25 protein-coding genes are annotated in these 24,978 nt (G+C 42.3%); 15 read left to right on the top strand and 10 right to left on the bottom strand.

The window, feature by feature from the left end:
• Positions 1-6 precede the first annotated feature (6 nt).
• Positions 7-1,062 (bottom strand): glycosyltransferase family 9 protein, encoded by a 1,056-nt coding sequence (locus J4N40_RS15430; protein WP_017820712.1) that lies wholly within the window; start codon positions 1,060-1,062, stop codon positions 7-9.
• Positions 1,063-1,169: 107 nt separating this feature from the next.
• Between J4N40_RS15430 and J4N40_RS15425 the strand changes: the two genes are divergently transcribed.
• The 13 genes from J4N40_RS15425 to J4N40_RS15365 all read left to right on the top strand — a co-directional run bounded on the left by J4N40_RS15425 (position 1,170) and on the right by J4N40_RS15365 (position 11,724).
• A complete protein-coding gene (locus J4N40_RS15425) occupies positions 1,170-1,577 on the top strand; it encodes a diacylglycerol kinase (RefSeq protein ID WP_005395798.1) in 408 nt (135 codons plus the stop codon).
• A gap of 11 nt (positions 1,578-1,588) precedes the next feature.
• On the top strand, positions 1,589-2,299 hold the full coding sequence (locus J4N40_RS15420) for a 3-deoxy-D-manno-octulosonic acid kinase (RefSeq protein WP_053303388.1): 711 nt from the start codon (positions 1,589-1,591) through the stop codon (positions 2,297-2,299).
• A gap of 144 nt (positions 2,300-2,443) precedes the next feature.
• Complete coding sequence (gene rfbB, locus J4N40_RS15415) at positions 2,444-3,508, top strand: dTDP-glucose 4,6-dehydratase (RefSeq protein WP_132936688.1); 1,065 nt, start codon at positions 2,444-2,446, stop codon at positions 3,506-3,508.
• Positions 3,508-4,380 carry a glucose-1-phosphate thymidylyltransferase RfbA gene (gene rfbA, locus J4N40_RS15410; protein WP_203345732.1) on the top strand — a complete coding sequence of 291 codons (873 nt, stop codon included), beginning with the start codon at positions 3,508-3,510 and terminating at the stop codon, positions 4,378-4,380. Before rfbB ends, rfbA begins: the two co-directional genes overlap by 1 nt.
• Positions 4,381-4,410: 30 nt before the next feature.
• Positions 4,411-5,499, top strand: coding sequence for a DegT/DnrJ/EryC1/StrS family aminotransferase (locus J4N40_RS15405; protein WP_250654304.1), 1,089 nt, complete (start codon positions 4,411-4,413; stop codon positions 5,497-5,499).
• Between the two features lie 24 nt (positions 5,500-5,523).
• Positions 5,524-7,059, top strand: coding sequence for an amino acid adenylation domain-containing protein (locus J4N40_RS15400; protein WP_171345967.1), 1,536 nt, complete (start codon positions 5,524-5,526; stop codon positions 7,057-7,059).
• A gap of 37 nt (positions 7,060-7,096) precedes the next feature.
• Positions 7,097-7,291 carry a phosphopantetheine-binding protein gene (locus J4N40_RS15395; RefSeq protein WP_161782023.1) on the top strand — a complete coding sequence of 65 codons (195 nt, stop codon included), beginning with the start codon at positions 7,097-7,099 and terminating at the stop codon, positions 7,289-7,291.
• A 3-nt stretch (positions 7,292-7,294) separates the two neighbouring features.
• Positions 7,295-8,362 carry a ketoacyl-ACP synthase III gene (locus J4N40_RS15390; protein WP_033905963.1) on the top strand — a complete coding sequence of 356 codons (1,068 nt, stop codon included), beginning with the start codon at positions 7,295-7,297 and terminating at the stop codon, positions 8,360-8,362.
• Positions 8,363-8,578: a phosphopantetheine-binding protein gene (locus tag J4N40_RS15385; protein WP_021453150.1), complete on the top strand. Its 216-nt coding sequence runs from the start codon at positions 8,363-8,365 to the stop codon at positions 8,576-8,578.
• 5 nt (positions 8,579-8,583) lie between these two features.
• A complete protein-coding gene (locus J4N40_RS15380) occupies positions 8,584-9,324 on the top strand; it encodes an SDR family NAD(P)-dependent oxidoreductase (RefSeq protein ID WP_033905964.1) in 741 nt (246 codons plus the stop codon).
• Positions 9,317-10,192 (top strand): formyltransferase family protein, encoded by an 876-nt coding sequence (locus J4N40_RS15375; protein WP_033905965.1) that lies wholly within the window; start codon positions 9,317-9,319, stop codon positions 10,190-10,192. Before J4N40_RS15380 ends, J4N40_RS15375 begins: the two co-directional genes overlap by 8 nt.
• A gap of 3 nt (positions 10,193-10,195) precedes the next feature.
• On the top strand, positions 10,196-10,825 hold the full coding sequence (locus J4N40_RS15370; protein WP_171345968.1) for a NeuD/PglB/VioB family sugar acetyltransferase: 630 nt from the start codon (positions 10,196-10,198) through the stop codon (positions 10,823-10,825).
• A gap of 38 nt (positions 10,826-10,863) precedes the next feature.
• Positions 10,864-11,724: a glycosyltransferase family 2 protein gene (locus J4N40_RS15365; protein ID WP_171345969.1), complete on the top strand. Its 861-nt coding sequence runs from the start codon at positions 10,864-10,866 to the stop codon at positions 11,722-11,724.
• A 28-nt stretch (positions 11,725-11,752) separates the two neighbouring features.
• Here the strand turns inward: J4N40_RS15365 and waaA are convergent, their stop codons facing one another.
• The 9 genes from waaA to J4N40_RS15320 all read right to left on the bottom strand — a co-directional run bounded on the left by waaA (position 11,753) and on the right by J4N40_RS15320 (position 20,913).
• Positions 11,753-13,021, bottom strand: a complete 1,269-nt coding sequence (waaA, locus tag J4N40_RS15360) for a lipid IV(A) 3-deoxy-D-manno-octulosonic acid transferase (RefSeq protein ID WP_171345970.1) — start codon at positions 13,019-13,021, stop codon at positions 11,753-11,755.
• Positions 13,015-14,070, bottom strand: a complete 1,056-nt coding sequence (gene waaF / locus J4N40_RS15355) for a lipopolysaccharide heptosyltransferase II (RefSeq protein ID WP_025768326.1) — start codon at positions 14,068-14,070, stop codon at positions 13,015-13,017. Before waaF ends, waaA begins: the two co-directional genes overlap by 7 nt.
• Positions 14,067-14,789 (bottom strand): glycosyltransferase family 25 protein, encoded by a 723-nt coding sequence (locus J4N40_RS15350; RefSeq protein ID WP_053307407.1) that lies wholly within the window; start codon positions 14,787-14,789, stop codon positions 14,067-14,069. Before J4N40_RS15350 ends, waaF begins: the two co-directional genes overlap by 4 nt.
• The gene (gene lpxM / locus J4N40_RS15345; protein ID WP_250654303.1) at positions 14,786-15,772 is read right to left on the bottom strand and encodes a lauroyl-Kdo(2)-lipid IV(A) myristoyltransferase; all 987 of its coding nucleotides are present in this window, start codon (positions 15,770-15,772) and stop codon (positions 14,786-14,788) included. The genes J4N40_RS15350 and lpxM overlap by 4 nt, the downstream gene beginning before the upstream one ends.
• Positions 15,773-15,898: 126 nt before the next feature.
• Positions 15,899-16,840, bottom strand: coding sequence for an ADP-glyceromanno-heptose 6-epimerase (gene rfaD, locus J4N40_RS15340; protein ID WP_046874091.1), 942 nt, complete (start codon positions 16,838-16,840; stop codon positions 15,899-15,901).
• Between the two features lie 141 nt (positions 16,841-16,981).
• A complete protein-coding gene (locus J4N40_RS15335; RefSeq protein WP_064377036.1) occupies positions 16,982-19,180 on the bottom strand; it encodes a YjbH domain-containing protein in 2,199 nt (732 codons plus the stop codon).
• Between the two features lie 2 nt (positions 19,181-19,182).
• Positions 19,183-19,944 (bottom strand): capsule biosynthesis GfcC family protein, encoded by a 762-nt coding sequence (locus tag J4N40_RS15330; protein WP_064377037.1) that lies wholly within the window; start codon positions 19,942-19,944, stop codon positions 19,183-19,185.
• A complete protein-coding gene (locus tag J4N40_RS15325; protein WP_064377038.1) occupies positions 19,941-20,615 on the bottom strand; it encodes a YjbF family lipoprotein in 675 nt (224 codons plus the stop codon). The genes J4N40_RS15330 and J4N40_RS15325 overlap by 4 nt, the downstream gene beginning before the upstream one ends.
• 73 nt (positions 20,616-20,688) lie before the next feature.
• On the bottom strand, positions 20,689-20,913 hold the full coding sequence (locus tag J4N40_RS15320; RefSeq protein WP_250654302.1) for a hypothetical protein: 225 nt from the start codon (positions 20,911-20,913) through the stop codon (positions 20,689-20,691).
• 640 nt (positions 20,914-21,553) lie between these two features.
• On the opposite strand from J4N40_RS15320, the gene J4N40_RS15315 reads away from it, so the two are divergent.
• Together J4N40_RS15315 and J4N40_RS15310 are read left to right on the top strand one after the other, a co-directional pair.
• Entirely contained in the window at positions 21,554-22,069 is a 516-nt protein-coding gene (locus tag J4N40_RS15315) for a porin family protein (RefSeq protein ID WP_033905977.1), read from the top strand.
• A 66-nt stretch (positions 22,070-22,135) separates the two neighbouring features.
• Complete coding sequence (locus J4N40_RS15310; protein ID WP_064377242.1) at positions 22,136-24,838, top strand: SLBB domain-containing protein; 2,703 nt, start codon at positions 22,136-22,138, stop codon at positions 24,836-24,838.
• The last annotated feature ends 140 nt before the right edge of the window (positions 24,839-24,978 follow it).

Raw genomic sequence — 24,978 nt, 5'->3', positions numbered from 1 at the left:
GTAAGTTTACTGGTATTGAGGATACAAATCTTCTAAGACTTGATCGAACATGCTCATTACTTGAGTGCTGGTAATGCGGTTCATTGCCGTTTCATCTTTAGCGCGAGTTCGCCAGCTTAACTCGTGACTGTTTTTACCTGTTTCCGCAAAGATCGTTTCTTCATACACTGAGACAACGTATTTTAGATAACGGTAAGGTCCCACTCGCAGCGGATTATGGTGTGCATAGAGCCCGATGATTGGCGTTTTCATGGCATTCGCCATGTGTGCTGGTCCGGTATCGGGGGCGATGACCATTTCAACCTTATCTATTAACGCAAGCATTTGCAGAATTGAACTTTGTCCAACTAAATTTAGACACGGTTCTTCCAAGCGAGATTGAATGGCTTCTGCCAGATCCAATTCTACCTGAGCAGGGCTGCCTGCCAGAATCACGTTCCAGCCTTTTGCTCTGGCGTGATGAATCACATCCACATAACCTTCCGCGTTCCAGTTTTTATAAGCTTTGCTCGCACCAGGCACAATCAGCAGGTTAGGTTTACTACGAGAAATATGAGACTCTGCCCAAGCTTGGTCGTGGTCTGAATAAGAAAGTACCCAGTCTAGTCCTGCCTTTGGTACCCCAATTTGATGGGCAAAGGCCATTAAGCCATCTGCGACATGCAGAGATTGCGGGGAAGGCACTTTGACATTGGTAAATAGTGTTTGAAAGTCCTGGCTTCTATCAGAAGAGAAACCAAGTTTGTATTTTGCTTTAATGCCCAACGTTGCGACACTCGCTCGAATCGCGTACTGCATATGCAATAGCGCATCAAACTCTCTGCCTTTCAGCTGTCGCCAAAGTGATTTGTAGCCATCAAGTCCCGCTTTTTTATCAAAAACAATCACTTCTACACCATCGATGGCGGCTAATAACTGGGCTTCAAGTTTACCCGTTATCCAAGTAATCTGGGTCGAAGGCCAGTGTTTCTGAATAGCTTGAATGCTGGCGATAGTATTGCAAACGTCTCCGATAGCGGACAAACGCAAGACGCATAGTGACGATGGGGCAGAAGTGAACATAATTATTGTCTGATTCGATGAATAGAGGCAGGTAAATTATGCAGACATCCCCAATAAATGTAAAATACACGGCTCGAATATAGCTAAGTACTGATAAGTGTTCTGCAATGTCAAAGACAACACCACATCAATCGCAAGAATCTGGCAAGCCGGGTAATACCGGACTAAAGCGCATCGTTAAAGCGACGGGTTATTCGATCCAAGGATTAAAAGCGGCTTTTAAGCATGAAGCTGCCATTCGACAAGAGTTGGCTCTGTTGAGTATCGCCGTGATTTTGGCTTGGCTAGTGGATGTCGGCATGGTTGAGCGTATCTTAATGATCGGGGTCGTGGTATTAGTCTTGATTGTAGAGCTTGTAAACTCAGCGATTGAGGCGGTAGTGGATCGTATCGGTATTGAACGGCATGAACTCAGTGGTCGAGCTAAAGATATAGGCTCTGCTGCCGTTATGGTTGCTTTGGCGTTTGCTGCATTTACTTGGTTGTATATATTAGCCAGCCGGTATTTAGGCTAGAGGGTGAGCGTATGACTCGACAGTATAAAAACAACAACCAAGTGATCTGGTTTGATGACGAGATCATTACAGACCCTAGCCAACCGATATTTGATGAGGAATACTGGCAGTCCTCCGACAAGGTGGTTGGCAGTGCGACAGGGCGAGGCACGACATGGTTTATCCAACTAGAGAACATGCAAGCGGCACTACGTCATTACCGTCGTGGCGGTTTGTTTGGGAAGTTAGTTAACGATCATTATTGGTTCTCTGGCTGGGATAACACCCGTTGTGCGCAAGAGTTTCAGCTTTTGTTGGCGCTAATTGAGGCTGGGGTGCACGTTCCTCGTCCTATTGCAGCAAGAGCCGTAAAGTCAGGACTCTTCTATCAAGCTGATTTATTAAGTGAGCGAATCCCAAACGCCAGAGATCTGGTTAGTATCTTGCAAGAACAGTCTTTATCGGTAGAAATGTATCAGAAAATAGGGCAAGAAATTGCCAAGATGCATCAGGTTGGCGTTAACCATACTGATTTGAATATCCACAATATCTTGATCGACGACAAAGATAAGGTATGGATTATCGATTTTGATAAGTGTCGTTTTGAAACTTCTGGTGACTGGAAGCATCAAAATCTAAATAGACTTCTGCGTTCATTTAATAAAGAGCGTTTAAAGCGACAGATTATTTGGCAAGAATCCGATTTTGAACATTTTCAGGACGGTTATGCTTCTCAATCTTAATTGAGTTTTTTATCATTTTATGTTGATTGCTCTAAGTAAGCCTTCTTGAGTCTAACGATGCTCGAGTGAGTCTATAAACTACAATAATCATAAAGTATTCATGTGTATCTGATGGCACAAAAATTAACGTAGGTAACATTTGTAATGAAAATATTAGTAACCGGTGGAGCAGGCTTTATTGGGTCAGCTGTTGTCCGACATATCATTCGTGACACCCAAGATACCGTCATCAATTTAGATAAACTGACCTACGCAGGGAATCTAGAATCACTGGTTGATGTCTCAGAGAGTGAACGTTACTACTTTGAGCAAGTAGATATCTGTGACCGAGCTGAACTAGATCGCGTGTTTTCAGAGCATCAACCCGATAGGGTGATGCATTTGGCCGCCGAGTCTCATGTCGATCGCTCTATTGATGGTCCTGCTGCTTTTATTGAGACCAACGTGATGGGCACTTACCATTTGCTTGAAGCGGCTCGTCAATATTGGTCGGGCTTAGATGAAGCGCGCCAATCGGCATTCCGTTTTCATCATATTTCTACGGATGAAGTGTATGGTGATTTAGAGGGAACGGATGATTTGTTCACCGAAACCACTTCATACGCGCCGAGCAGCCCATATTCTGCATCTAAAGCTTCGAGCGATCACCTGGTTCGCGCTTGGCAACGTACTTATGGCTTACCAACACTTATCACTAATTGCTCCAACAACTATGGCCCGTACCACTTCCCAGAGAAGTTGATCCCTCTGATGATTTTAAATGCCCTCGATGGCAAGCCGTTGCCTGTGTATGGTGATGGTATGCAGATCCGAGATTGGCTGTTTGTGGAAGACCATGCTCGCGCGCTGTACAAAGTGGTCAACGAAGGTGAAGTCGGTGAAACCTACAACATTGGTGGCCATAACGAAAAAGCCAACATCGAAGTGGTGAAAACCATTTGTGCTTTGCTTGAAGAGCTGCAACCAAACAAACCTGCAGGTGTTGAGTCTTATGAATCTTTGATCACGTATGTGAAAGATCGCCCAGGTCATGATGTGCGTTACGCAATTGATGCCACCAAGATTGCTCAAGAGCTTGGCTGGACGCCAGAAGAAACGTTTGAAAGCGGTATTCGCAAAACCGTGGAATGGTACCTCAATAATCCGCAATGGTGGCAACGCGTGCTTGATGGTTCATACAGTTTAGAGCGATTAGGAGCGGGCGAATAATGAAAGGCATTATTTTAGCTGGTGGCTCGGGCACTCGCCTTTACCCTATTACACGCGGTGTCTCTAAGCAGTTACTGCCGGTTTATGACAAACCAATGATTTACTACCCGTTGTCGGTACTCATGCTTGCTGGCATTCGTGAAATCTTGATCATCACCACGCCAGAAGACCAAGAGGGTTTTCAGCGCCTATTGGGTGATGGCTCAGAGTTTGGCATTGAGTTGCAATACGCGATTCAGCCAAGCCCAGATGGCTTAGCTCAGGCCTTCATCATTGGTGAAGACTTCATTGGCGATGACTCAGTATGTTTGGTGCTGGGTGACAACATTTTTTATGGGCAAGGGTTCACTCCTATTCTTCAGCAAGCTGCGATGAAGAGCCGTGGTGCGACGGTATTCGGTTATCAGGTTAAAGATCCAGAGCGATTTGGCGTTGTAGAATTTGATGCCAATATGCAGGCGATTTCGATTGAAGAAAAACCAGTAAAGCCTAAATCCAATTATGCTGTCACTGGGCTGTATTTTTATGATAACCGAGTCGTCGAATTGGCAAAAAAAGTCAAACCTTCAGCTCGTGGTGAGTTAGAGATTTCGACGCTAAACCAAATGTACCTTGAGCGAGGTGACCTGAATGTTCAATTACTAGGGCGCGGCTTTGCTTGGTTAGATACTGGAACGCATGAAAGCCTACATGAAGCTTCTTCGTTTGTTCAAACCATTGAAAATGTTCAAGGTCTTAAAGTTGCCTGTTTAGAAGAGATTGCGTGGCGCAATGGGTGGTTAACAAGAGACCAGATACTATCCATTGCAAAACCGATGCAAAAAAATGATTACGGACGTTACCTTTCCGAGTTAGTCACCGAACAAAAATAGCACTACTCGTTAGTTGCAATGAGATATTAAATGATGAGCAATGAAATTGTTCCTGTAACAAAACCATATCTACCGTCAAAAGATAAGTATAAACAATATGTTGATCGTGTGTACGAGAGCGGTTGGTTGACCAATAGTGGTCCTCTCGTTAAGGATTTAGAATCTCGACTAGCTGAGTATCTTGGTGTTAAGCATGTTATATTGGTTGCAAATGGCTCATTGGCACTTCAAGTTGCTTACAAAGCACTTAATCTAGCTGGAGAGGTGGTCACAACACCTTTCTCTTTCGCTGCGACCACAAGCACGCTTAATTGGGAAAATTTAACCCCTGTTTTTTGTGATATTGAAAGTGATACCTTTAATATCAATCCTGATTTAATTGAAGATCTTATTACAGAAAAAACGTCTGCAATAGTACCGGTGCACGTGTTTGGTAACCCATGTAAAGTCAATGAGATTCAAGCTATAGCAAACAAGCACAGCCTAAAAGTTATCTATGATGCCGCTCATGCTTTTGGTGTGGACCTAAATAAAGAAAGTGTATTAACGTACGGTGATATAAGTACATTAAGTTTCCATGCCACAAAGTTATTCCACACGATAGAGGGTGGAGCTGTGATTACACAATGTGATGAGCTAGCAGCTAAAGTACGCTCTATGATTAACTTTGGAATAACGGGACCGGATTCGATAGAAGGCGTTGGAACTAATGCCAAGATGAATGAGTTTGAAGCCGCTATGGGTCACTGTGTTCTAGATGATATAGAAAGTATCATGACCAAGCGAAGAGGCTTATGGCAAAGTTATCAAACCCACCTTTCTGGTGTTTTCCAAATGCAAAATTGGTTGGATAGCTCAAAACCTAATGGTGCGTATGTACCAATTGTGTTTGATTCGGAGCAGTCATTACTTAGAGCTAAGGCTAATTTGGAAGCGAATAACATCTTTCCAAGAAGGTACTTTTATCCAAGTTTAGATCTTGTCGATAGTTATGGTCATGAAGGAACTCCATGTGAAGTTAGTCGCTCGACTAGTAAAAGGATCTTATGCTTGCCTATATATTTTGATTTGTGTGAATCAATGGTAAACAAGATAAAACAAATACTTAAAAAATCATGATTGGTTGCAAAAAGAGAGTATAAGATGAGAAACAGCATCCTGAAATATCTACAAGCATCGTCGATGAAACATCCAGAAAATATTTGTGTTTCGGATTCGATCCGCTCTTTGACTTATGCAGAAAGTACAGCAAAGTCATATGCTATCTCATTGCAACTAAGACAGCAGGGAAGTTTAAACAAGCCGATTGTTGTGTTTGCGAAAAAATCTGTAAATGCACTCTCCATGATCTTTTCTGCGACAATGGCTGGAGGGATTTACTGTCCCGTAGACATTAACTCACCTAAAGAACGACTATTAAAGATCTTATCTAACCTTCAAGATTGTCTTGTTCTTTATGATGAAACGTCTCGAAATTTATTAAATTCATTAGAATTAGATAGTCCAATTTCAACTATTAATATCGATGAAATACCAACATCTAAGCTACCTATGCAAGATATTTGGGTTGATATCGAAAAGTTTAATCAAACCGTTATTGATAAAGATCCATGTTATATAATTTTTACTTCAGGCTCTACAGGCACACCAAAAGGTGTCACTATTTGCCATTCTAGTGTTATTGATTATATTGATTGGGCTAATTCAACCTATCAAGTGAGCAAGGCTGATATTATTGGTAGTCAAGCACCACTATTCTTTGATAATTCGACTTTAGACATCTATTTGGCGTTGTCTAATGCGGCAGAATTGCATGTTATTCCTGAAAGCGTGTTTATTTTTCCTCAGAAAACACTTGAATACCTGAAAGAAAAAGCAATAACAACGATCTTCTGGGTTCCTTCATTGCTTGTAAATATTGCGAACCTTAAGTTACTTGATCAGTTTCAATTGCCATGCTTGAAGAATGTATTGTTTGCTGGGGAAGTAATGCCAGCGAAGACGATTAAGTACTGGTTAGATAAGCATCCTAATGCTCATTACTCTAACTTGTACGGACCAACAGAAATTACCGTTGATTGCACCTACTATGATGTGCCGTCAGACTGGGATGGGGATAGCTTACCTATAGGGGTTCCTTGTCATAACTCAGGAATTCTAATCCTAGATGAAAACGACCAGCGTAATGATGAAGGTGAATTGTGCGTTCGAGGCTCTAGCTTAGCGCTTGGGTATTGGGCTAACTCAGAAAAAACAGAAGAGGTATTTTGTCAAAACCCACTTCAAGATAAATACATTGATATGATCTATCGTACCGGAGACTTGGTTAGACTTGTTGATGGTTTAATTTATTATATTGGTAGAAAAGACTTCCAGATTAAGCACAATGGCTATCGTATAGAACTTGGTGAAATTGAGTCTCAGATCATGGAGCTAGATGCTGTCGAACAGTGTGTTGTTGGTTATTTATCAGAAGATAAAGTGCTTTATTCTTTTGTTCAATGCAGTAGTTCGATGAGTGAAGTTGAGCTTAAAGTTGCACTGACGAAACGTTTACCAAAGTACATGATTCCAAGCAAGATTGGCTTTGTACAAGAAATGCTTTTTACGCCAAATGGTAAGTTAAATAGAAAAGCTTTTTCAGAGAAAGCACTACAAGAATTTGTAAAGGTTAAATAGTAGTATGTGTGAAAAAATTATAGCAATCTTAACCACAATGAAACCAGAACATGAGTTTGCTAAAGATACTGAACTTTTTGAATCAGGTCTGTTGGACTCTTTTGATTTGTTAGTCCTAGTAAGTGAGATCGAAGCTCAGCTAGCTATTTCAATTCCTGGTGAAGGTTTGGTTCCTGAGAATTTTGTTTCGCCGCATGTTATTGGTGAGTATCTTAAAACGATTCAAGGTTAATTTATGAAAAGTGATATTGGCAATATCTCGCTGAAAGGGATAGTCGCAGCCGTTCCAAAGCATATTTCTTACTTTGATGATGAGATAAAAAACTACTCACACACAGAGCAGAGTTCTAAAAAGCTGAAGAAGCTGATGGGATACAATCAACATCATGTTGTTTCAAAAGAAACGGCGCTCACTGATATGATTTTTCCTTTGCTTGAGGACCTGTCAACCACTCTTGGGTGCGACTATCAGGATGTGGATGGAATTTTGGTGGTAACTCAAACTCCTGATTACCCAATTCCGTCAACGGCTTCGATAGTACATGGCGCTTTTGACTTTAAAACCGATTGTTATTGCATGGATATCAACGATGGTTGCAATGGCTATATTCGAGGTTTGTTTGAAGCTTCGAGCCTAGTTCGTAATAGTGATGCGCAAAAAGTGTTGCTAATTGCTGGTGATGTTTTAAGCCGTAAGGTTTCTTTAAAAGATCGTAACTCATACCCTCTTATTGGGGATGCAGTTACTATCACTTTAATAGAAAGAAGAGCGGAAAATGTGAAGGCCCCTCTTGAGATCAAACATGATGGTAAAGGAGCAAAAGCCTTAATGATCCCATCAGGTGGTATGGTAAACCCTTGTACCTCTGATACTGCCGCTCTTGCTGAGGACGAAGAAGGAAATTGGCGTTGTTCTGAGCATTTGGTCATGCAAGGTAGAGATGTTTTTACGTTTACTCAAACAACGGTAATCAATTTTATTAAAGAGTTTATTGAAACGAACACAAAACCAGAAGAGATTGACTACTTTTTCTTTCATCAAGCAAATAAGTTTATCTTGGATCGTTTCCGTTCAGCACTGAAGGTAACGGAAGAGCAGTTACCTTCAGAGGTAGTGACTATTTATGGTAACTCTTCGTCCGCAACTGTCCCAATGTCGATTTTATCATCTTGGATGAAGAATTCGGGCTTTGAGGGTAAAAAAGCACTATTATCAGGCTTTGGTATAGGTCTGAGTTGGGGGGCGACCTTGATTGATGTCAATGAACTTACACTATGTAAACTAATTAAGTTGGATGTATAAATGACTGTTTTTTTGGAAGAACTAGCTGAGATCCTAGAGTTGGAAGTAGAAGAGCTAACTCCTGATTTTGAATATCAAGAAACGGAAGAGTGGGACTCTTTAGCCCAATTATCTCTTATCACTTTATTCGCAGATGAATATCAAGTAGAAATTGGACACGGTGATTTAATCGAACGAAAAACTGTGGGTCAATTGCTCGAGCTACTTCCTCAGTAATTTCGATGAAAAGAAAAGTTCTTATCACAGGAGCGACTTCAGACATTGGCTTGAGTATTGCTCACAAACATGTTCAAAAGGGAAACTTTGTGATCCTTCTTGGACGTAATGAAGAGAGCCTTAAAACCGCTGAGGAATCTTTAGGAAAAGATTCCTCAGCCGCTTATGTTTGGGATTTGAAGTCTCCTTCATCATTAAAACCGCTGCTGAAAAAGATCGTTACTGAGCAAGGTAAAGTTACAGATCTTATCTGTGCTGCGGGCTACCATAAAATCTTGCCGTTGAAGTTAGTATCGGATGAAGAGCTTCTTTTGACTATGCAAACGAACGTAAATAGTCACTTGATCCTTTGCCAGCTTTTTTCGAACGCTTTATATTCAGATAAGTCTCAGGATAGAAGTATTACACTGATTTCTAGCATTGCCCATTTCGTTGGTGAGCCAGGATTAGTTGCTTATTCTGCAGCAAAAGGGGCTTTGATTTCTGCAAGTAAATCAATGGCTAGAGAATTAGCTCCGCGTAAAATCAGAGTAAATACCGTTTCGCCTGGATGGGTTGAGACCAAGCACACAAAAGATGTAGCGGTTGATTTGGGCGAAGCAGCACTTGAAAAGTTACATAACCTATATCCTTTAGGTTTAGGCAAACCTGAAGATGTTGCAGAGGCCTGTTATTTTTTGAGTAGCAGAGCGTCTCGCTGGGTGACTGGTTTAGATCTTGTGATTGATGGAGGGCGCAGTGTCTAAATTAAAGTTTGAAACCGTAATCGTGATCGGTTTTGGTAAGATAGCTCAAGACGTTGCTTCCAAGCTTCTTCAATATGATGTGACGCTGAAATTGTTACAGACAGAGATGCAACCTTTTTCTACTCTTGAGTCATTTGCTCAAAAACACGACGTCGCATATCAATTTAAGCATACGAAAGAAGATATCGAGTCTTCGTTACTCAGGTGGCTGTCTGGTAATACATTAATCATCAGTGCGAATAATAACTACCTTTTTAAAGGGAAGTTACTGACTTTAAAGAATGTAACTATTATCAATTTTCATAATGCACTTTTACCAAATTTACGAGGAAGAAACGCACCTAGTTGGGCTATTTTTCATCAATTAGAAAAAACCGGTGTCACTTGGCATTATGTTGATGAAGGTGTAGACACTGGTGAGGCTATTGCTTTTTCCGACGTATTAGTTGATAAGCATGACAAAGCATATCAGGTCGCTCATAAATGTATGCATGCCGGATTAGAAGCCTTTTCAAACGTAATTGATGAATTGTTGCAAACAGGCAGTACTCCTTGCTTGACTAAACAGCCATTGAGATACGACTATCTGTACCTGTCCAAAGATATTCCCGGAAATGGCTGGCTAGATATAAAACAATCAACGCTTGAGAACTATCGCATATTGAGAGCATTAGATTATGGACCATTTAAAGTTTTTCCTAAGGCTCTAATTGATAATGATGGTGATAGATACTCTGTACGTGCTTATCAGTTTATTGATGAACCAAGCGATAAATCTGTAAATAGTAGCGAAAATAGCATCGTGATAAATGATGAGTTTGGCTTGTTAAAAATACACGTTGAAAAAATCGAGATTGAGCAGGGGTAAATAATGTCTAATCCAATTATTATATTTGGATCTAGTGGTCTAGCTGCGGAAGTGTACAGCTGGATACAAGATGTAAATGATATTCGTGAACGTTTCTTGTGTTTTTGTGTGACTGACGAATATTTTGTATCAGGAACAACATTTTATGGCCACGAAGTAAAATCAATCTCCATGCTAGATGATCTTGAACAGTTTGATTTTATTTTGGCATTTGGAGGGGAAGGTTATGCTCGCGCTAGTATTGCCGAAATGCTAAAAGATAAAGGCGGTAATGCTATCTCATTTATTCACCCTAGTGTTGTGTTGAGCCCATTCTCTTTAATAGGTGAAGGTGTAATTATTAACCCAAACTGCAGCATCTCTCCTGGTGCAGCTATTGGTGACTTTTCGCTCATCAACTGTAATTGTGCTATTGGACATGATGTCAAAATTGGTCGCTATACCTCTTTACTAGGAAGCAATACCATCAATGGTCATGTAGAAATTGGTGAGAGAGTATTGATTGGCTCCGGAGCAACTATCCACCCTAAAGTTAAAGTAGCAGATGATGCGACAGTTGGCATGGGAGCTGTCGTATTTACCAAAGTGAGGTCAAATACCACCGTTCTAGGTAATCCTGCTAAAAAGATATAACTCTTCTTAATTAAAGAAATAGAAGACAGAGGAATAAAATGTCCACCAAAGTCTCGGTTATTTGTACTTGCTATAATCACGAAAAATATATTGAGCAGACACTTTTATCTATACTTAATCAGACAGTAGACTTTGAATACGAGTTGCTTATACATGATGATTGTTCTCCTGACAATAGTCGAAAAATTATCGATAGAGTTTTTAATGAGTATTCTGGGAAATGCCAAATAAAGAGAATTTATCCAGAGGAGAATATATACTCTAAAGGGTCATCAGCTGTACTTTTTAACATGTTGCCTCATGTTGATGGGGAGTTCATCGCTTTTTGTGAAGGTGATGACTATTGGGTTGATGACAACAAGCTTCAAAAACAGCTTGAAGCTTTGGCAAACCATAAGGATATTAATGCTTGTTTTCATCCTTCTTTGACTTTGCTAAAAGACCAGTTGGTTGACAAGAAATACGGATACCAAGGCGATTTAGAAAAGAAAATACCTTATCAGTATGTCATTAAGAAGGGCGGAGACACTATGCCTATGGCATCGATGTTTATTAGAAAAGGGCCGTTTTTTGACCTAATTTATCAACATGAAGACTTTTTCAAGCTTTATGGCGAGCACTCTGTGTTGCAGATTATCAATAGTATCGAGCAAGGCGCCTGGTACCTCCCTGAAAAAATGTCGGTTTATCGTAGCATGCATGAGGGCTCTTGGAGTCTCCAGCAAGCAAAAGACCCAACGGCAGAAGACCGAGAGTTTGAGCAATATAAAATCCGTATTCTTGGTTTGAACAAGATCTATCGCTATAAGTATTGGATATGCTTTTTAGGTATATATCTGAAAAAATCGAAAAAACATTACCTAAAGAAAATAAAGCGTTGGTTTAAAACTAAAGCTTAAAATAAAGCCGAGTTAATACTCGGCTTTTTTAGATAGAAGAGGTGGCTGTGGTGGTACGTTGTAAGGAGCCTGAGTTTGCTAACATAAAATGAGCAAGCTCTGACGTGATGCGCTCATGAGCTGCGACGTCTTTAATTAGAGCCACGATAGCTCTTGCCAGTTCATCCTCATTTTTCACAATTTTGATGAGGTTGTTCTGCTTCATTTCATGTACGATTTCTTTGAAGTTAAAGAAGCTTGGACCATTGATAATAGGGACGCCCAAAGCAGCAGGCTCCAATACATTGTGCCCACCAACCTTATCTCCAATTAGGCTTCCACCCATAAAGCAGATGTCCGCTGCGCCAATCAACGTTAGCATCTCACCCATTGTATCGCCGAGATATACTTGAGTATTCGTCTCTACTGCATGCGTTGAAGTACGACGCACAGTTTTAAATCCTTGCTGTTGGCAAAGCGTGAATACATCATCAAATCGTTCTGGATGGCGAGGAACCAAAACGAGTAAAGCATTTGGATGAGATTTTAAAACTTGTCTATGTGCATCTAATACCTGTTCGTCCTCGCCTTTGTGGGTGCTAGCTGCAATCCAAATCGGACGATCGTTTCCAAGTTGGGCTCGAAGCTGCTGTCCTTGCTGTTTCACTTGCTCTGATATTTGAATATCGAACTTAATCGAGCCAGTAACGGATAGTTTCTTTTTCTCAACGCCTAAGCGTTCGAAGCGCTCTGCATCTGAATCCGTTTGGCAGAGTACTTGAGTTAGGCATGGATGAAGCTGGTTAAAAAGCCGCTGTATTTTGGCGTAGTTCTGACACGATTTTTCAGATAGGCGCGCATTCACGACAGTTATAGGGATACCCGCTTTGTGAACATTGTGAAGCGTGTTTGGCCACAGCTCAGTCTCAATGATCAACATCTGCTTTGGCTGCACTGCTTTAAGAAAACCTTTGATAGCGAACCCAAAGTCAATTGGCATATAGCGGTGTTCAATTAAATCACCCAACTTAGCAATCTGTTCAGCTCCCGTACTTGTTGTTGTTGTAACTAGAATAGATTGTTCGGGGTTTTGTTCCTTAAGGGCTTTAATTAAAGGTGTTGCTGCTATGCTTTCACCAACAGATACGGCATGTATCCAAATAGGTTTGTCGTTGCTTTTTAGCTTGGGAGTGATACCAAAGTGCTCTTTCCAGCGAGAGCCGAACTTAGGCTTATTTGGTTTGCTCTTGTACAAACCAAATAAAAGCAGCGGTGACGCTAGAGCGAGTAGTAAGGTATAAACAATACGAACTAACATGAGCTTATCGTAATGGCGTCAAGTTTTTGGATGCTATCTAGCACTTGCTTAGGCGAAAGTTCTGTCAAGCACTTAAGGTGTTTGTATTGACATTCACGCTGGAAACAAGGGCGACAATCAATATCGGTATGAACAATCTCCACTTTTTCTGCGAGTGGGGGGGTGTACTTCGGTGAAGTTGAGCCATACACGGCAACAACATTACAACCAACCGCAGCTGCCACATGCATTAAGCCTGAGTCATTTGCGACAACAGTCTTACATGCAGCAAGTAAGTCGACTGCTTCAATTAAGCTGGTTTGGCCTGCCAGAACATGAATGTGCTCATGGAATTGCGTCGGAACAAGTGCGCGAATATTGTTACAAGTCTCTAAGTCTTTTTGAGAACCAAACAACCAGATTTGATGCCCAGATCGAGCCATTTGTGTCGCAACTTCAGCGTAGTGTGTTTCGGGCCATTTTTTTGCGGGACCAAACTCTGCTCCTGGGCACAGTCCGATAATTGGTTGGTCTTGGGCTAAGTTGAACTTTTTGATCGTGGCTTGTTGCTCTGCCGCGTTGATTGCAAGGCGAGGGCGAGGTAAGGTTTCAAGCCCGCCAAGAGAGTTAGAGTCCACCATTTCTGCTTTTGGATAAGCTAACGCTACATAGCGCTCTACCATGTACTGAAAAGACTTCATGTTAGGGCGTAAGTCGTTCAATAAACCATAGCGCATTTCTCCCTTCCAGCCAGTACGAAGAGGAATGTTGGCAAACCATGGGATCAGTGCTGATTTCGCTGATTTAGGCAAGATATAGGCGTGGTCATATTGCTTTTCACGTAATGATTTACCAATTTCCCTGCGGCCTAATAAGTTAAACTCACCATGACCGATAGGCATTTCAATCGCTTGATGGATTTCTGGCATACGCTCAAGAATCGGTTTACACCATCCTGGAGCGATAACGTCAATTTGGCTATCTGGATGGCGTTGCTTTAATACGATATATAACGATTGCGACATTACCATATCGCCGACCCATGCAGGGCCAATGACTAAAATCTTCATGCTTTGTTTTTCCAGTATAGGAATTTCAAAATTGACTCATAAGTTCTAAAAAGTTCAGCGTATATTTTATTCGCAAGAGTCATTTTGGATTTATCTTTTCTTTTACCACCAATCGTCGAAGCAATCTCTGCTCTAGTAAAGAGATCTGGAGACACGCTGTAAACTTGAACACCATGTCTCCATGGTTTTTCCATGTAGTCATCGACTGGTTCAATAAACTCTTGAGCATGCATAACAAACTTTGAGGCTGCTTTAGGTGTGACGATATAAGCGGTGGTACCACAAGTGCCTGCTGAGTATCCCCCTAGCATATGATTATCATCAATAGGTACGATTGGGGTGAATACACGCTTCTGAGTGGCAGACAACTTGATGTAGTCATAATTAGAAGTCAATGGAAGGGTATGTTCGAGTACTTGCTTCAGCCCTTCGACGGGGTCGACGTTGTCTTCTAAGATGACGATCGGTTCATCAAGCTCAACACAGCGAACCCACAACTCGTAATGGCTTGCAAAACAGGCGACTTCACTGGTTTTTAATTGATACCCTTTGCGGCGTAGAGTAATGGTAGGACGACTTTTTTCTGAATGAAGAAAACGGTCAACAGAGCCATCTATTGCATCAAAAAATTCAAACGTAATGCCTTGTTGTTTTAACTTTTCTTCAATACGTTCTCGGCGATCTAGCGATCGAGCCAAGCTTACGACAAATACTTTCACTGCACTTTCCAGTCGCTGTTATATCTTGGTTTAAACAAATTGTAATAGTTATTGCCGTCTTCTTGAGAGTGCAGCAACTGTAGTACCCACATATATTGTTCGGGTTTATCACCGACAAAATATTCAATGGCTTCATTACAGGTACGAGCGTCTTGCTCTTCGCCTTTATCCAGCTCAAACGCTGGTAAAATCTCAATATCAAACGTACCATCTTCAGTGTTCATCGACGCAAATAGAGGTAGTACTTTTGAGCGTGATAGTTTCGCAATTTTGCCTAAACCAGGTAGCGTTGCTTTACGTGTTGCAAAAAAATCCACAAACACACTATGCTCTGGGCCGTGATCTTGATCGGGTAGGTAATACCCTACATAGCCATCTCGAATGGATTTCAGGAAAGGCTTAATGCCACCTGAGCGTTCATAAACACGGCCACCGTATTGGACTCTTTGCTTGTGCATTAGCCAGTCAGCAACATCATTCTTTTGTTTCTTCGCCATTGCAGAAACTGGCATTCCCATTGACGCGAGCAAGATAGCAGGCACATCAATTGCCCAAGAGTGGGGAACCATTAAAATCACATTTTCGTTGTTATCAATGTGCTGTCGTAAAATGTCTAGGCCGCGAATTTGGCAACGGTTCTGAAGCCATTTTGGTGAGCGTAAACTTAGTAACCCGAAGCGAAAAAAGAACATGGCTGCTGTGTAGAGTGTTTTTTCTATCAAAGCTTCACGTTCTTGGAACGACTTTTCCGGAAAACACAGCTCAAAGTTCACCCTCGCTCGGTGAGCTGGACCTTTGTGGGATTTAGACAGTTTTTTGGCTATGGTTTTCGCCAACCACTTTTGTAAACCCAGTGGCATTAATGATAAAGGTGAAAATAAGATAACACCTAACCACGTGCCCCAGTACTTAGGCGACAGAAAGTGGCGCTTAAACTCAGGGTTATATGCTTTGGGGTCGAAGTCATCACGTTTTATGGTCATGGCGTGTCTAGTTACCTATTCGTGTACGGGCGAAGTGGTTTAAATGAGAAAAAGATAGTTAGGAATGATACAGGCTATTGCACTTGAGTAAAGGTGGCAGGTTATGGTTCTACCACCTTGTGGTGCTTAACTGTTTTGGATAGTTAAGTATTCGGCAACGCCTTCTGCAACTGTCTTGAATTCAACATCACAACCTGCGGTGCGCAGTTTGGTCAGATCCGCTTGTGTGAATTCTTGGTAAGCGCCTTTTAGGTGCTCAGGGAATGGGATGGTTTCAATTTGGCCTTTGCCATGATGCTTGATAACTGCTTTTGCTACCTCTTCAAAAGATTCAGCACGGCCAGTACCACAGTTAAAAATGCCTGATACGCCGTTTTCTAAGAACCACAGGTTAACTTTACATACATCACCAACGTAAACGAAGTCGCGTTTGAATGATTCGCTGCCCGCGAACAATTTAGGATTTTCACCTGCGTTAAGTTGGTTGTTTAGGTGGAACGCAACTGATGCCATGCTACCTTTGTGGTCTTCACGTGGGCCATATACGTTGAAGTAGCGGAAGCCAGTGATTTGAGAAAGGGTCTCACCATGTTCTTCAGCGTCTTGCCATAGGCGACGAACGTAGTTATCAAACTGCTGTTTCGAGTAACCGTATACATTCAGTGCGCCTTCGTATTCGCGTTCTTCAACGAAAGTCTCTGTATCGCCGTAAGTGGCTGCTGAAGAAGCGTATAGGAATGGAATCTCGCGATCTAAACAGTAATGCAGCAGCTCTTTAGAGTACTCGTAATTGTTTAGCATCATGTACTTACCATCCCACTCAGTCGTTGCAGAACAAGCACCTTCGTGGAAAATTGCCTCAATCGGACCAAAATCATCGCCCGCCATAATTTGGGTCAGAAAGTCGTCACGATCCATGTAATCTGTGATGTCCAGATCAACTAAGTTCTTAAACTTTTTGCCATTTTTTAGGTTGTCGACAACCAGGATATCGTTAATACCAGTTTCGTTTAGTGCTTTAACAATGTTGCTGCCGATCATGCCAGCACCACCAGTTACGATGATCATAAGACTTCCACCATAGATTAAAATTTTCTCAGGAATTCTAGCAAGAAACAGAAATTAGCGCTATTGGAAGGAAAAGGAAAGGTATAGAGCACTTGGGGGAGGAATAAACAAAAGGGAGCCGAAGCTCCCTCAAGTAGGCTGTTATTTAGCGTTTGACGTATTTGGGCGTTGATACCAAGGATTACGCTCATCCGTCAGCTCAATCAAGCTGTACTTACGACCTAGCTTCTGACCGCCATCGCGAGTCAATGGTTGCCAGCTAAAGAACGCACGGTTGTTGCTTGGCTTAACGGTCATGATGTCGAATGGAATCGAAATGTAGAAGCCTTTAGTAAAGCTACCTTCACCGAATTCGTCAGCCGACAAATCACTGATTGATGCGAATGCACCTGCAATGACACCACTCTTGAACTGTTTAGATACATTCACTTGTGTACCGATATCACCCGCTAGGAACTGACCAACATCAACTTGAATCATCAAATCTTGTAGGAAATCCCATTGAGGGTAGTAATAACCCGACACAAAACCAGTAAAGCCTTTATCTACAACTTGGAACGGACGTCCATATTCTGGCACATTTTGCCATTTCTCATCGTAAACACCGAAGTAACTTTGTGGATCACGTTGAGAAATTAAGTTAACGTCAGCGCCAATCGCCCAGTTAGCTCCTTGTGGTCGGTAAAGAAACTCGGTACCGACTCCGGCAAACATGCTCTCCAGATAGCCCGCGTAGAATTGCTGGTCCATGGTATCTGAATACTCTTGGAACCAAGTTAACTGTAGGTTGGACATGGTTACCGCGTGTTCATTTTGATAAGCACGGAACATGGTACGTACACGAGGAATCGAAGTGCCGTCTGGTGGGGTGACGTAGTTAAACTTGTCGTAGTTGTTGTACCAATCCCAGTATAGCGAGCCACCAATTTCTAGGTTATCTGTCAGCCAGTAAGACGCGCTACCACTTAAACCGACACTGAACAGATAGAACTCTTCTGGGTTGCCTAAGGTCTGAGCCAGTTTTGGTGAAAAGCCCCAATCAAAGCGCTCAAAACCATCGTAAGCAGGTTTACCTTGCGGTTTATCGCTCGAGGTCGATGTTGCATCTTCGATATTTGGATTGATGTAGTTAACTTCTGCAAAGTCACGGTATTTCTCTTTTGAAATAACCGTTTGATCGCCGATCAGACCACGACTGCGTTCATTGATAGTAAAGGTATCAATGTTGTCTGGCATTTCGTTATAAAGGACTGCCGCCGCTTTTTCATGAGCTTCATTGCGATCACGATACTTTTTCTGCTCGCCAACAACCGAAACGGTATTATCTTCAACATAGAGTTGGGTATTTTGGTAGCCAGCAATTTTATCCAGCTCCTCGGTAACACGTTCCCAATCTACATCAGACAGTTGTTCTGGTTGCTTGTCTTCAACTTCTGGTGTTGGTGTATCACGCCAGAAAGACGGCATATCATTGAAGTTAGTGTAAAGACTCACGCCAGCAACTAACGTATCTCCGCGCTCGTAGCTCAAGCGCAAATCTGCCATATGCCCTAAACGATATAGAACACCAAAGTTCCAAGGCGTATGAGGTGTCATGTCTACACCACCACGTACCACTGGGAAATCTTCGCTGTAATCGTTGCTGTCGTATTCAAGCTTAAATCGCAGTGGCGCGTGCAAAGTTTGATACTCGACACCACCAAAGAGTGCGGCTGGACCCTTGAACCAACGTTCAAAATCCACACTACCGCCATTACCTTTGTAATCAGAAGGGCGTTCACAGAAACTATCGGACAGCTTACATGCAGGGTTGCTGATGTTGTCGCGCGTACCTAAGTAGCCCCAGCCCATACCCAAAGTGAAATCAAAGGTACCAAGGTTTGGGTTAGAGTAACGCTTTGTCGCAGCAACAAACTCACCATCAAAAAGACCGGTGCCTGCAAAGTCACGCACACCAACCGAAAGCTCTGGCAGGTACTCGGATTCTTCTAACAAGCGAACTTTAAAGTCGATTCCCTTGTCGGTGTACTTGGTATCACCCGAAAAGCTCGGATCGTTACTGTAGAAAAGATCGTTCACCATGGTGTAACGAATGGTCGTTTCTAGCCATGGCATCACTTGCAAAGTCACATTGTAAAATAGGTACTCGTCGCTACCGGTAATAGCAAAGTTAAACTCGCCTTCAGGTGCCATACGACCTGTAGGCATCTGCATTAAGCCGACACCACCAAAGTCCATTTGTGATGGTTGCAATGGCGGCACTTCAAAAGGTATGTCTTGAGCCCACACCAACGCTGGACCCATTAAAGAAAGGGATAAACTGGTTCTGATCAGGTTCATGTTTAGTTCTTCGATGAGGTTGGTTTACGTTGTGCAAGCAGAGCGACAATGTCTTTATCCATTTGTGATGTTTCGAACTCATCAAATGGGATATACACAATGGTAAGTGGCGGCAAGTAATATTGAGTGGTTAACCAACTGCCATGGTGAGGATGAATAACCTTGCCATCCGGATAAATTAGGATTGGCGGATAGGAAAGCTCATCAATATCACTTGAACGTAGGTTATCGATCTGTTCATGCAGAGCGACACCCGTTTGGTTTTCTACCGCGTAGACTTTTTCCAAGTTACCCACATACAACACTTTTTCTTCACGTTTTGGTGCACTTAACGCAAGTTGACCTTGTAAAAGAGGGTTATCAAATTTATCCAGACGGATGCGATCAACATCAATGGCCGACAGCACGCGAGGTGCAAACTGGCTTCGTTGGATAAACTTGTAAAATGGGTGCGCAACTAAATTATGTTGAATCATTTGGTTTAACACCGAATTCTTTAAGGCAGTACTTTCTTGCACTGCGGTTTCGGCGTTATCAAATAGAGTCACAGCTAAAGGGTATTGCAGGGCGATTTGTTGTTCTTGTGCATGCTTAAGTACGCTCTCTAAACGTGCCGCTTGTGGGAATTGCAATGCTTTGCCCGTTCCGACAAGTTCTATATTGAGCGGTGGTGAGGTGTGATTTTGAGCTTGAACGGTAGTCGGTGTCGCCAGAATCGTTGCCGTTAAGCTTAGGCTTAATAAAGATAGCAGTCTCTTATTCATGATTTGCTGTACCCTTTCAGAATCGTCAATTCAACAGGCACCATGTTTGGACCTAAGTGTTGACGTGTTTTCACTACTTCTCCTTTACCGTTTACCCAGTATTGGTTCTCTACAGTTTTTTCTAAGCTAGTAAACGTTACAACCTCGGTATAAACATCAGTAGAGGTAGATGAAATAGGGGTGATGACGGTTTCTTTACCTTGACGAGAACGTTGGACTTTAGCCGGGAACCCATAACGGTATTTGTCAGCCCAATCGTAAGAAAGAGAATATTGTGCAGAGGGCGCTGAGTAGGCAGGAACGTTGCCATAAATGCCTGCTAGATTGGTGGTTTGCAAGCCAATAGTTTTAACGATATGACCGTTTTCTGTTACCACCATTGCCTTGTCCGCACTTACCCACTTTAATTGGGTATTGCCAGTTAATGGGTTTTGCTCAGCAAAGGCCAACACTACGAAGACCTGTTTTTGGTCACCAATTTTTAAGTAAGCACTAGCATAAGGAACGGCTTCAACTTCTTCTGGAGTTAGTTCGACATCGATGTAGTTGCCATAAGCTTCCTGGACTGTAGCGGATACGTCATTAAATTTTTGTGTACAGCCGAAGATTGAGCTCAGTAAAGGTAGGGCAATAAGTAAGCGCATCCATTTTAGCGATAGAAAGGTGTTCATCATTCCCTCATTACAAATAAAATCGCCCTGAATAGATCAGGGCGATTGTTTCAATATCTACAAAACTAAAAAATTATTTAGTTGCTGAAGTAGAAGTAGAAGTAGAAGTAGAAGTTGAAGTTGAATCGCTGTCTGACGCTGCAACTGCTACTACAGTTACTGCTGCTGCTGCACCTACCGCTACTGCAGTTGTACCAGTTGCAGACGCAGATGCTGCACCAGCAGAACCTGCTTCTTCAGCTGCAAATGCAGTTGATGCGCTTAAAGCCATAAGAATAGCTAGAGCTGTGTTCTTCATTATTAATCCTTGTATTTCAGATTTTAAAACATCGATGTTTGGTCTGTTTAGAACATACCACTAGTCATTTTAGTTAAAAAACAATCAGCATGTAAATAGTTTCCTATGTGAATTTACCTAACGTTAAAGAAGAGTTGTTGCAAAATTGAGAAGAGAGAGCTGCTTAGGTTTGATATTTGTACTGAATCAAAATGCGTCTTCGACTGCGTTATTTCCGGTCACCTCTGAATTTACGCAAACGTTCACATTTTTACTCAATGCATCCGTAGTTGTGTTCTGTTTTAAGAGGCTGGCAGCCAGTGTTTTTCTCATTCGTGAGAATTCACGAACCATAAACAGAAATCTGAGACGTTTTTGCCCCCTTGCCGTTTTGCGCTAATACATGCATAATTTGCCAGCTTTTGTGTTGCGTTTATAAAAGATTGTTTTTTTGAACGGTTAGTCGCAAAAGTGAGGCTTAAAAAGAATATTTATATCAATAAACCGAATGAATCGGGAATCAGCGAACAGTGGCTAACGCGTAATGCCGCCGGGCGGTAGCGTGTAAACGCACAAGCGAAATTGAAAAAAGTTAACAGGCATTCACTGCGCACGTCGTTCATAATGTGCAGCGGTCAGTCGACACCCAAGGAACACTTACGTGATTAATAAACGACCATGGCTAGGGGCGTTGAGTGCAATCAGCTTAGGCTTGTGCTCATTTTCTGCCTCAGCAGATTTTTATGCTGGTGCGTTAGTAAGTTACTCTAACGCTGAATTTCATCATTCCTCTTCTCCAGTAACCGAGGGAAACCCTTTCCTTCTTCAAGCGCAAGCTGGTTACTTCTTCAATGATTACCTCGCTTTTGAAGCACGTTACGGAACTTCTGTACAACGAGATAGCGGACTTGCAGTAGATAGTCTTGCGAGTGGTTTTATTAAGTTGAATATGCCTGTCTCCGAGCGTGTAGCACTTTACGGACTTGCCGGTTATTCTAGTGTCCAGATCGACCAACAAAATGTAGGCCCTAATAAAGATCAAGGCTTTAGCTTTGGCTTAGGTATGCATTATGCTTTGGACAAGCAGAATGCAGTTGTTTTTGAGTTTGTTGATAGCACATCTGAAGACCAGGCACGCTTGAACGCACTTACTCTTGGCTTTCAACACCGATTTTAATTAAAGACCTAGCGCCTAGTTTTGTGGCTAGGATTTTTAACTCCTGACTTTAAATAGCGAATTATCATGCTCAAAGGATATTTCTCGATAGGTGCTTGCATTCTAGCAAGCCTATTTGCGCCACTTACTCATGCGCAGACTCCAACCCCAGAACAAATTCAAATGTTTCAGAACTTGCCAGCAGACCAGCAACAAGCATTGGCGAGTAAGTATGGTATCTCTATTCCTTCCGGCGCTTCTTCTCAGCCAAGTAGTTATCAGAACCCTCAAGTGATTGAGCAACGCCCGGCTGCTAGTAGTGCTATTGAGGCAAAAGCTAACGACTCAGAAGACTCAGAAAAAGGTGAACAAGGTTTAAAGCGTTTTGGTCTAGATTTATTTGCTGGTTCACCGACGACGTTTGCACCAATCAGTGATGTACCTGTGCCTGCTGACTACACGGTAGGAGCTGGTGATGAAATCGTTATCCAACTTTTTGGTAAAGAGAACACAACGCATCGTCTTCGTGTTAATCGTGCAGGCATCATCAACTTCCCTTCCCTTGGTCCTGTTCACGTGGCCGGCATGGCATTCTCTAATGTGCGTGATTCTCTAAACCAGCGAGTAAAAGAGCAAATGATTGGTGTGCGCAGCGACATTTCGCTAGGTGAAATGCGCACCATGCAAGTTTTTGTTATGGGTGATGCGTACAAACCAGGTGCTTACACAGTTAGTGCACTAACCACAATCTCTCAAGCGATTTATTACAGTGGTGGCTTTAGTGAGAGTGGTGCCCTGCGTAACGTGCAACTTAAGCGTAATGGTCAGGTTATTCGTAAACTTGATATGTACGACCTGTTACTTAAAGGTGATGCGCGTAACGACATTCGCTTATTACCAGGAGACGTGGTCTTCATCGGCGCATTGGGTAACACGATTTCAATTGATGGTGAAGTAAACCGCCCCGCAATCTATGAAATCAAACCAGGTGAAACCTATAAGCAAGCGATTCAAATGGCTGGCGGTTTTACCGCTAACGCTTATAGCGATCAAATTGAAGTGAAGCGTTATGCAGCGAAAGGTTCTCGCGATGTATTAACACTGAACTTTAGCCAGTCACATGACCAGCAAACTAAAGTCAAAGATGGTGACGCCGTTAATGTACTGAAGAAGAGTGAAGAATTGACTCGTTACGTACAAATTGAAGGTGATGTTCGTCATCCCGGCTTTATTGAGTGGAAGAACGGTCTGCGAATCGCAGACTTATTCCAATCCGTTGATACCTCATTTAATTCTACTGCAGATGTAAACTATGCTGTAGTTGTTCGTGAGATTAACCCACAACGTGACATCGAGGTTTATCAAATTAACCTTGCTAACGCGATTCTTTCGCCGAGCGGCAAAGATAACCTAAAGTTAAACTCACGTGACCGAGTGCTGGTATTTAACCGTTTCAATAATGAAGATTTAGATACCCTTGCAAATCAAGATACGGTTACGAAAGCGAAAACGCTTGAGCAAGCACAGTTTAAAGCCGAGCTGGATCAACAAAAAGAGCAAGAAGTTATGAGCTCTTCTGTTGCAATACCTTCAGCGACAGACAATATGTCGAAGGTGCTATCTTCAACTGAAGAATCAGAACAGCCGAAAATCATATTCCGTGGTAAAGAAATTACCAAAGAAGACTTTGAAGCATTAAAACAAAATACGCGCCGCACGTTACTTGCTCCTGTTTTGCTGCAGCTTCAACAGCAATCGCGTTTGGGTTTGGCTCCGCAGATTGCAGAAGTCTTCGGTGAGGTAAAACACCCTGGGCGTTACCCAATCACCCCACGTATGACGGTTTCTACCTTAATTGAAGCTGCTGGTGGTTTAACTTATAACGCATTCACCATCAACGCCGAGTTAGCTCGTACAGTAATAAACAGTAGAGATGAGCGCGCTTCTATTAATGTTGAGCGTATTGATTTACGCCAAGCTATCAAGGGCAGTTCCGCTGACGATGTCGTTATTGTTGGTCGTGATCGCCTAAACATTCTTGAGAAGCCAAATGTCAAACTGCAAAGCACAGTAACACTGCAAGGCGAAGTTCGCTTCCCTGGTACTTATACTGTCCGTCAAGGCGAGACCTTAGGCGAGTTGCTTGAACGTGCTGGTGGTCTAACCGAATTTGCACACCCGCAAGGGGCTATCTTTACTCGTGAGGCTTTACGTCTTAAAGAGCAAAAGCTATTAAACCAATATGCCGCAGATATGCGAGCAGAAACCGCGAAGAAAACCTTCCGTGCAGACAGCAATATGGGGTCGGTGATCTCAGACCCTGATAAAACACTCAAGTTTGTTGAAGAAGCAAGCCGCAGTAAAGCCCTTGGACGTATGGTCGTACAGCTTAATCGTATCCTAAAAGACGAGCGTTCTGCGGACTTTATGTTAGAAGACGGTGACTTCCTATTTGTACCGACCTTCCGCAACACGGTTTCGATCATGGGGGAAGTTCAAGTTCCAATTACATATCTGCTGGATAACAAGCTAGATGTGGATGATTACTTGAACAAAGCCGGCGGTGCGAAAAAACAAGCAGACGAAGACCGTATCTTCGTTGTACGCGCAGACGGGTCGGTTTACAAACCAACATCAGGCTACTGGTTCGGTAATAATCATGAAGAGCTAAAAGCAGGCGATACTATTGTTGTACCAATTGATACCGACTACCGCGATGCATTAAGTACTTGGACTGCTGCCACGCAGATCCTTTACCAAACAGGTGTAGCGATCAACGCGTTGAAGTAAGGAACGACAAGGTTATTCCGAACAGCTTAAAACAAGATTAGAAATACAATAATAGTAAGAGCTTATGTAACGATAGAAGTTACATAAGCTCGACTTAATGAACATTATTAATCAAAACGGCAAATACTACTCTTAACACC

The organism is Vibrio sp. SCSIO 43097 (assembly GCF_023650755.1).
GTDB classification, from domain to species: Bacteria; Pseudomonadota; Gammaproteobacteria; order Enterobacterales; family Vibrionaceae; genus Vibrio; species Vibrio alginolyticus.
The sequence above is the reverse complement of the archived record's forward strand: the minus strand, read 5'-3'. Positions and strand labels throughout refer to the sequence as shown.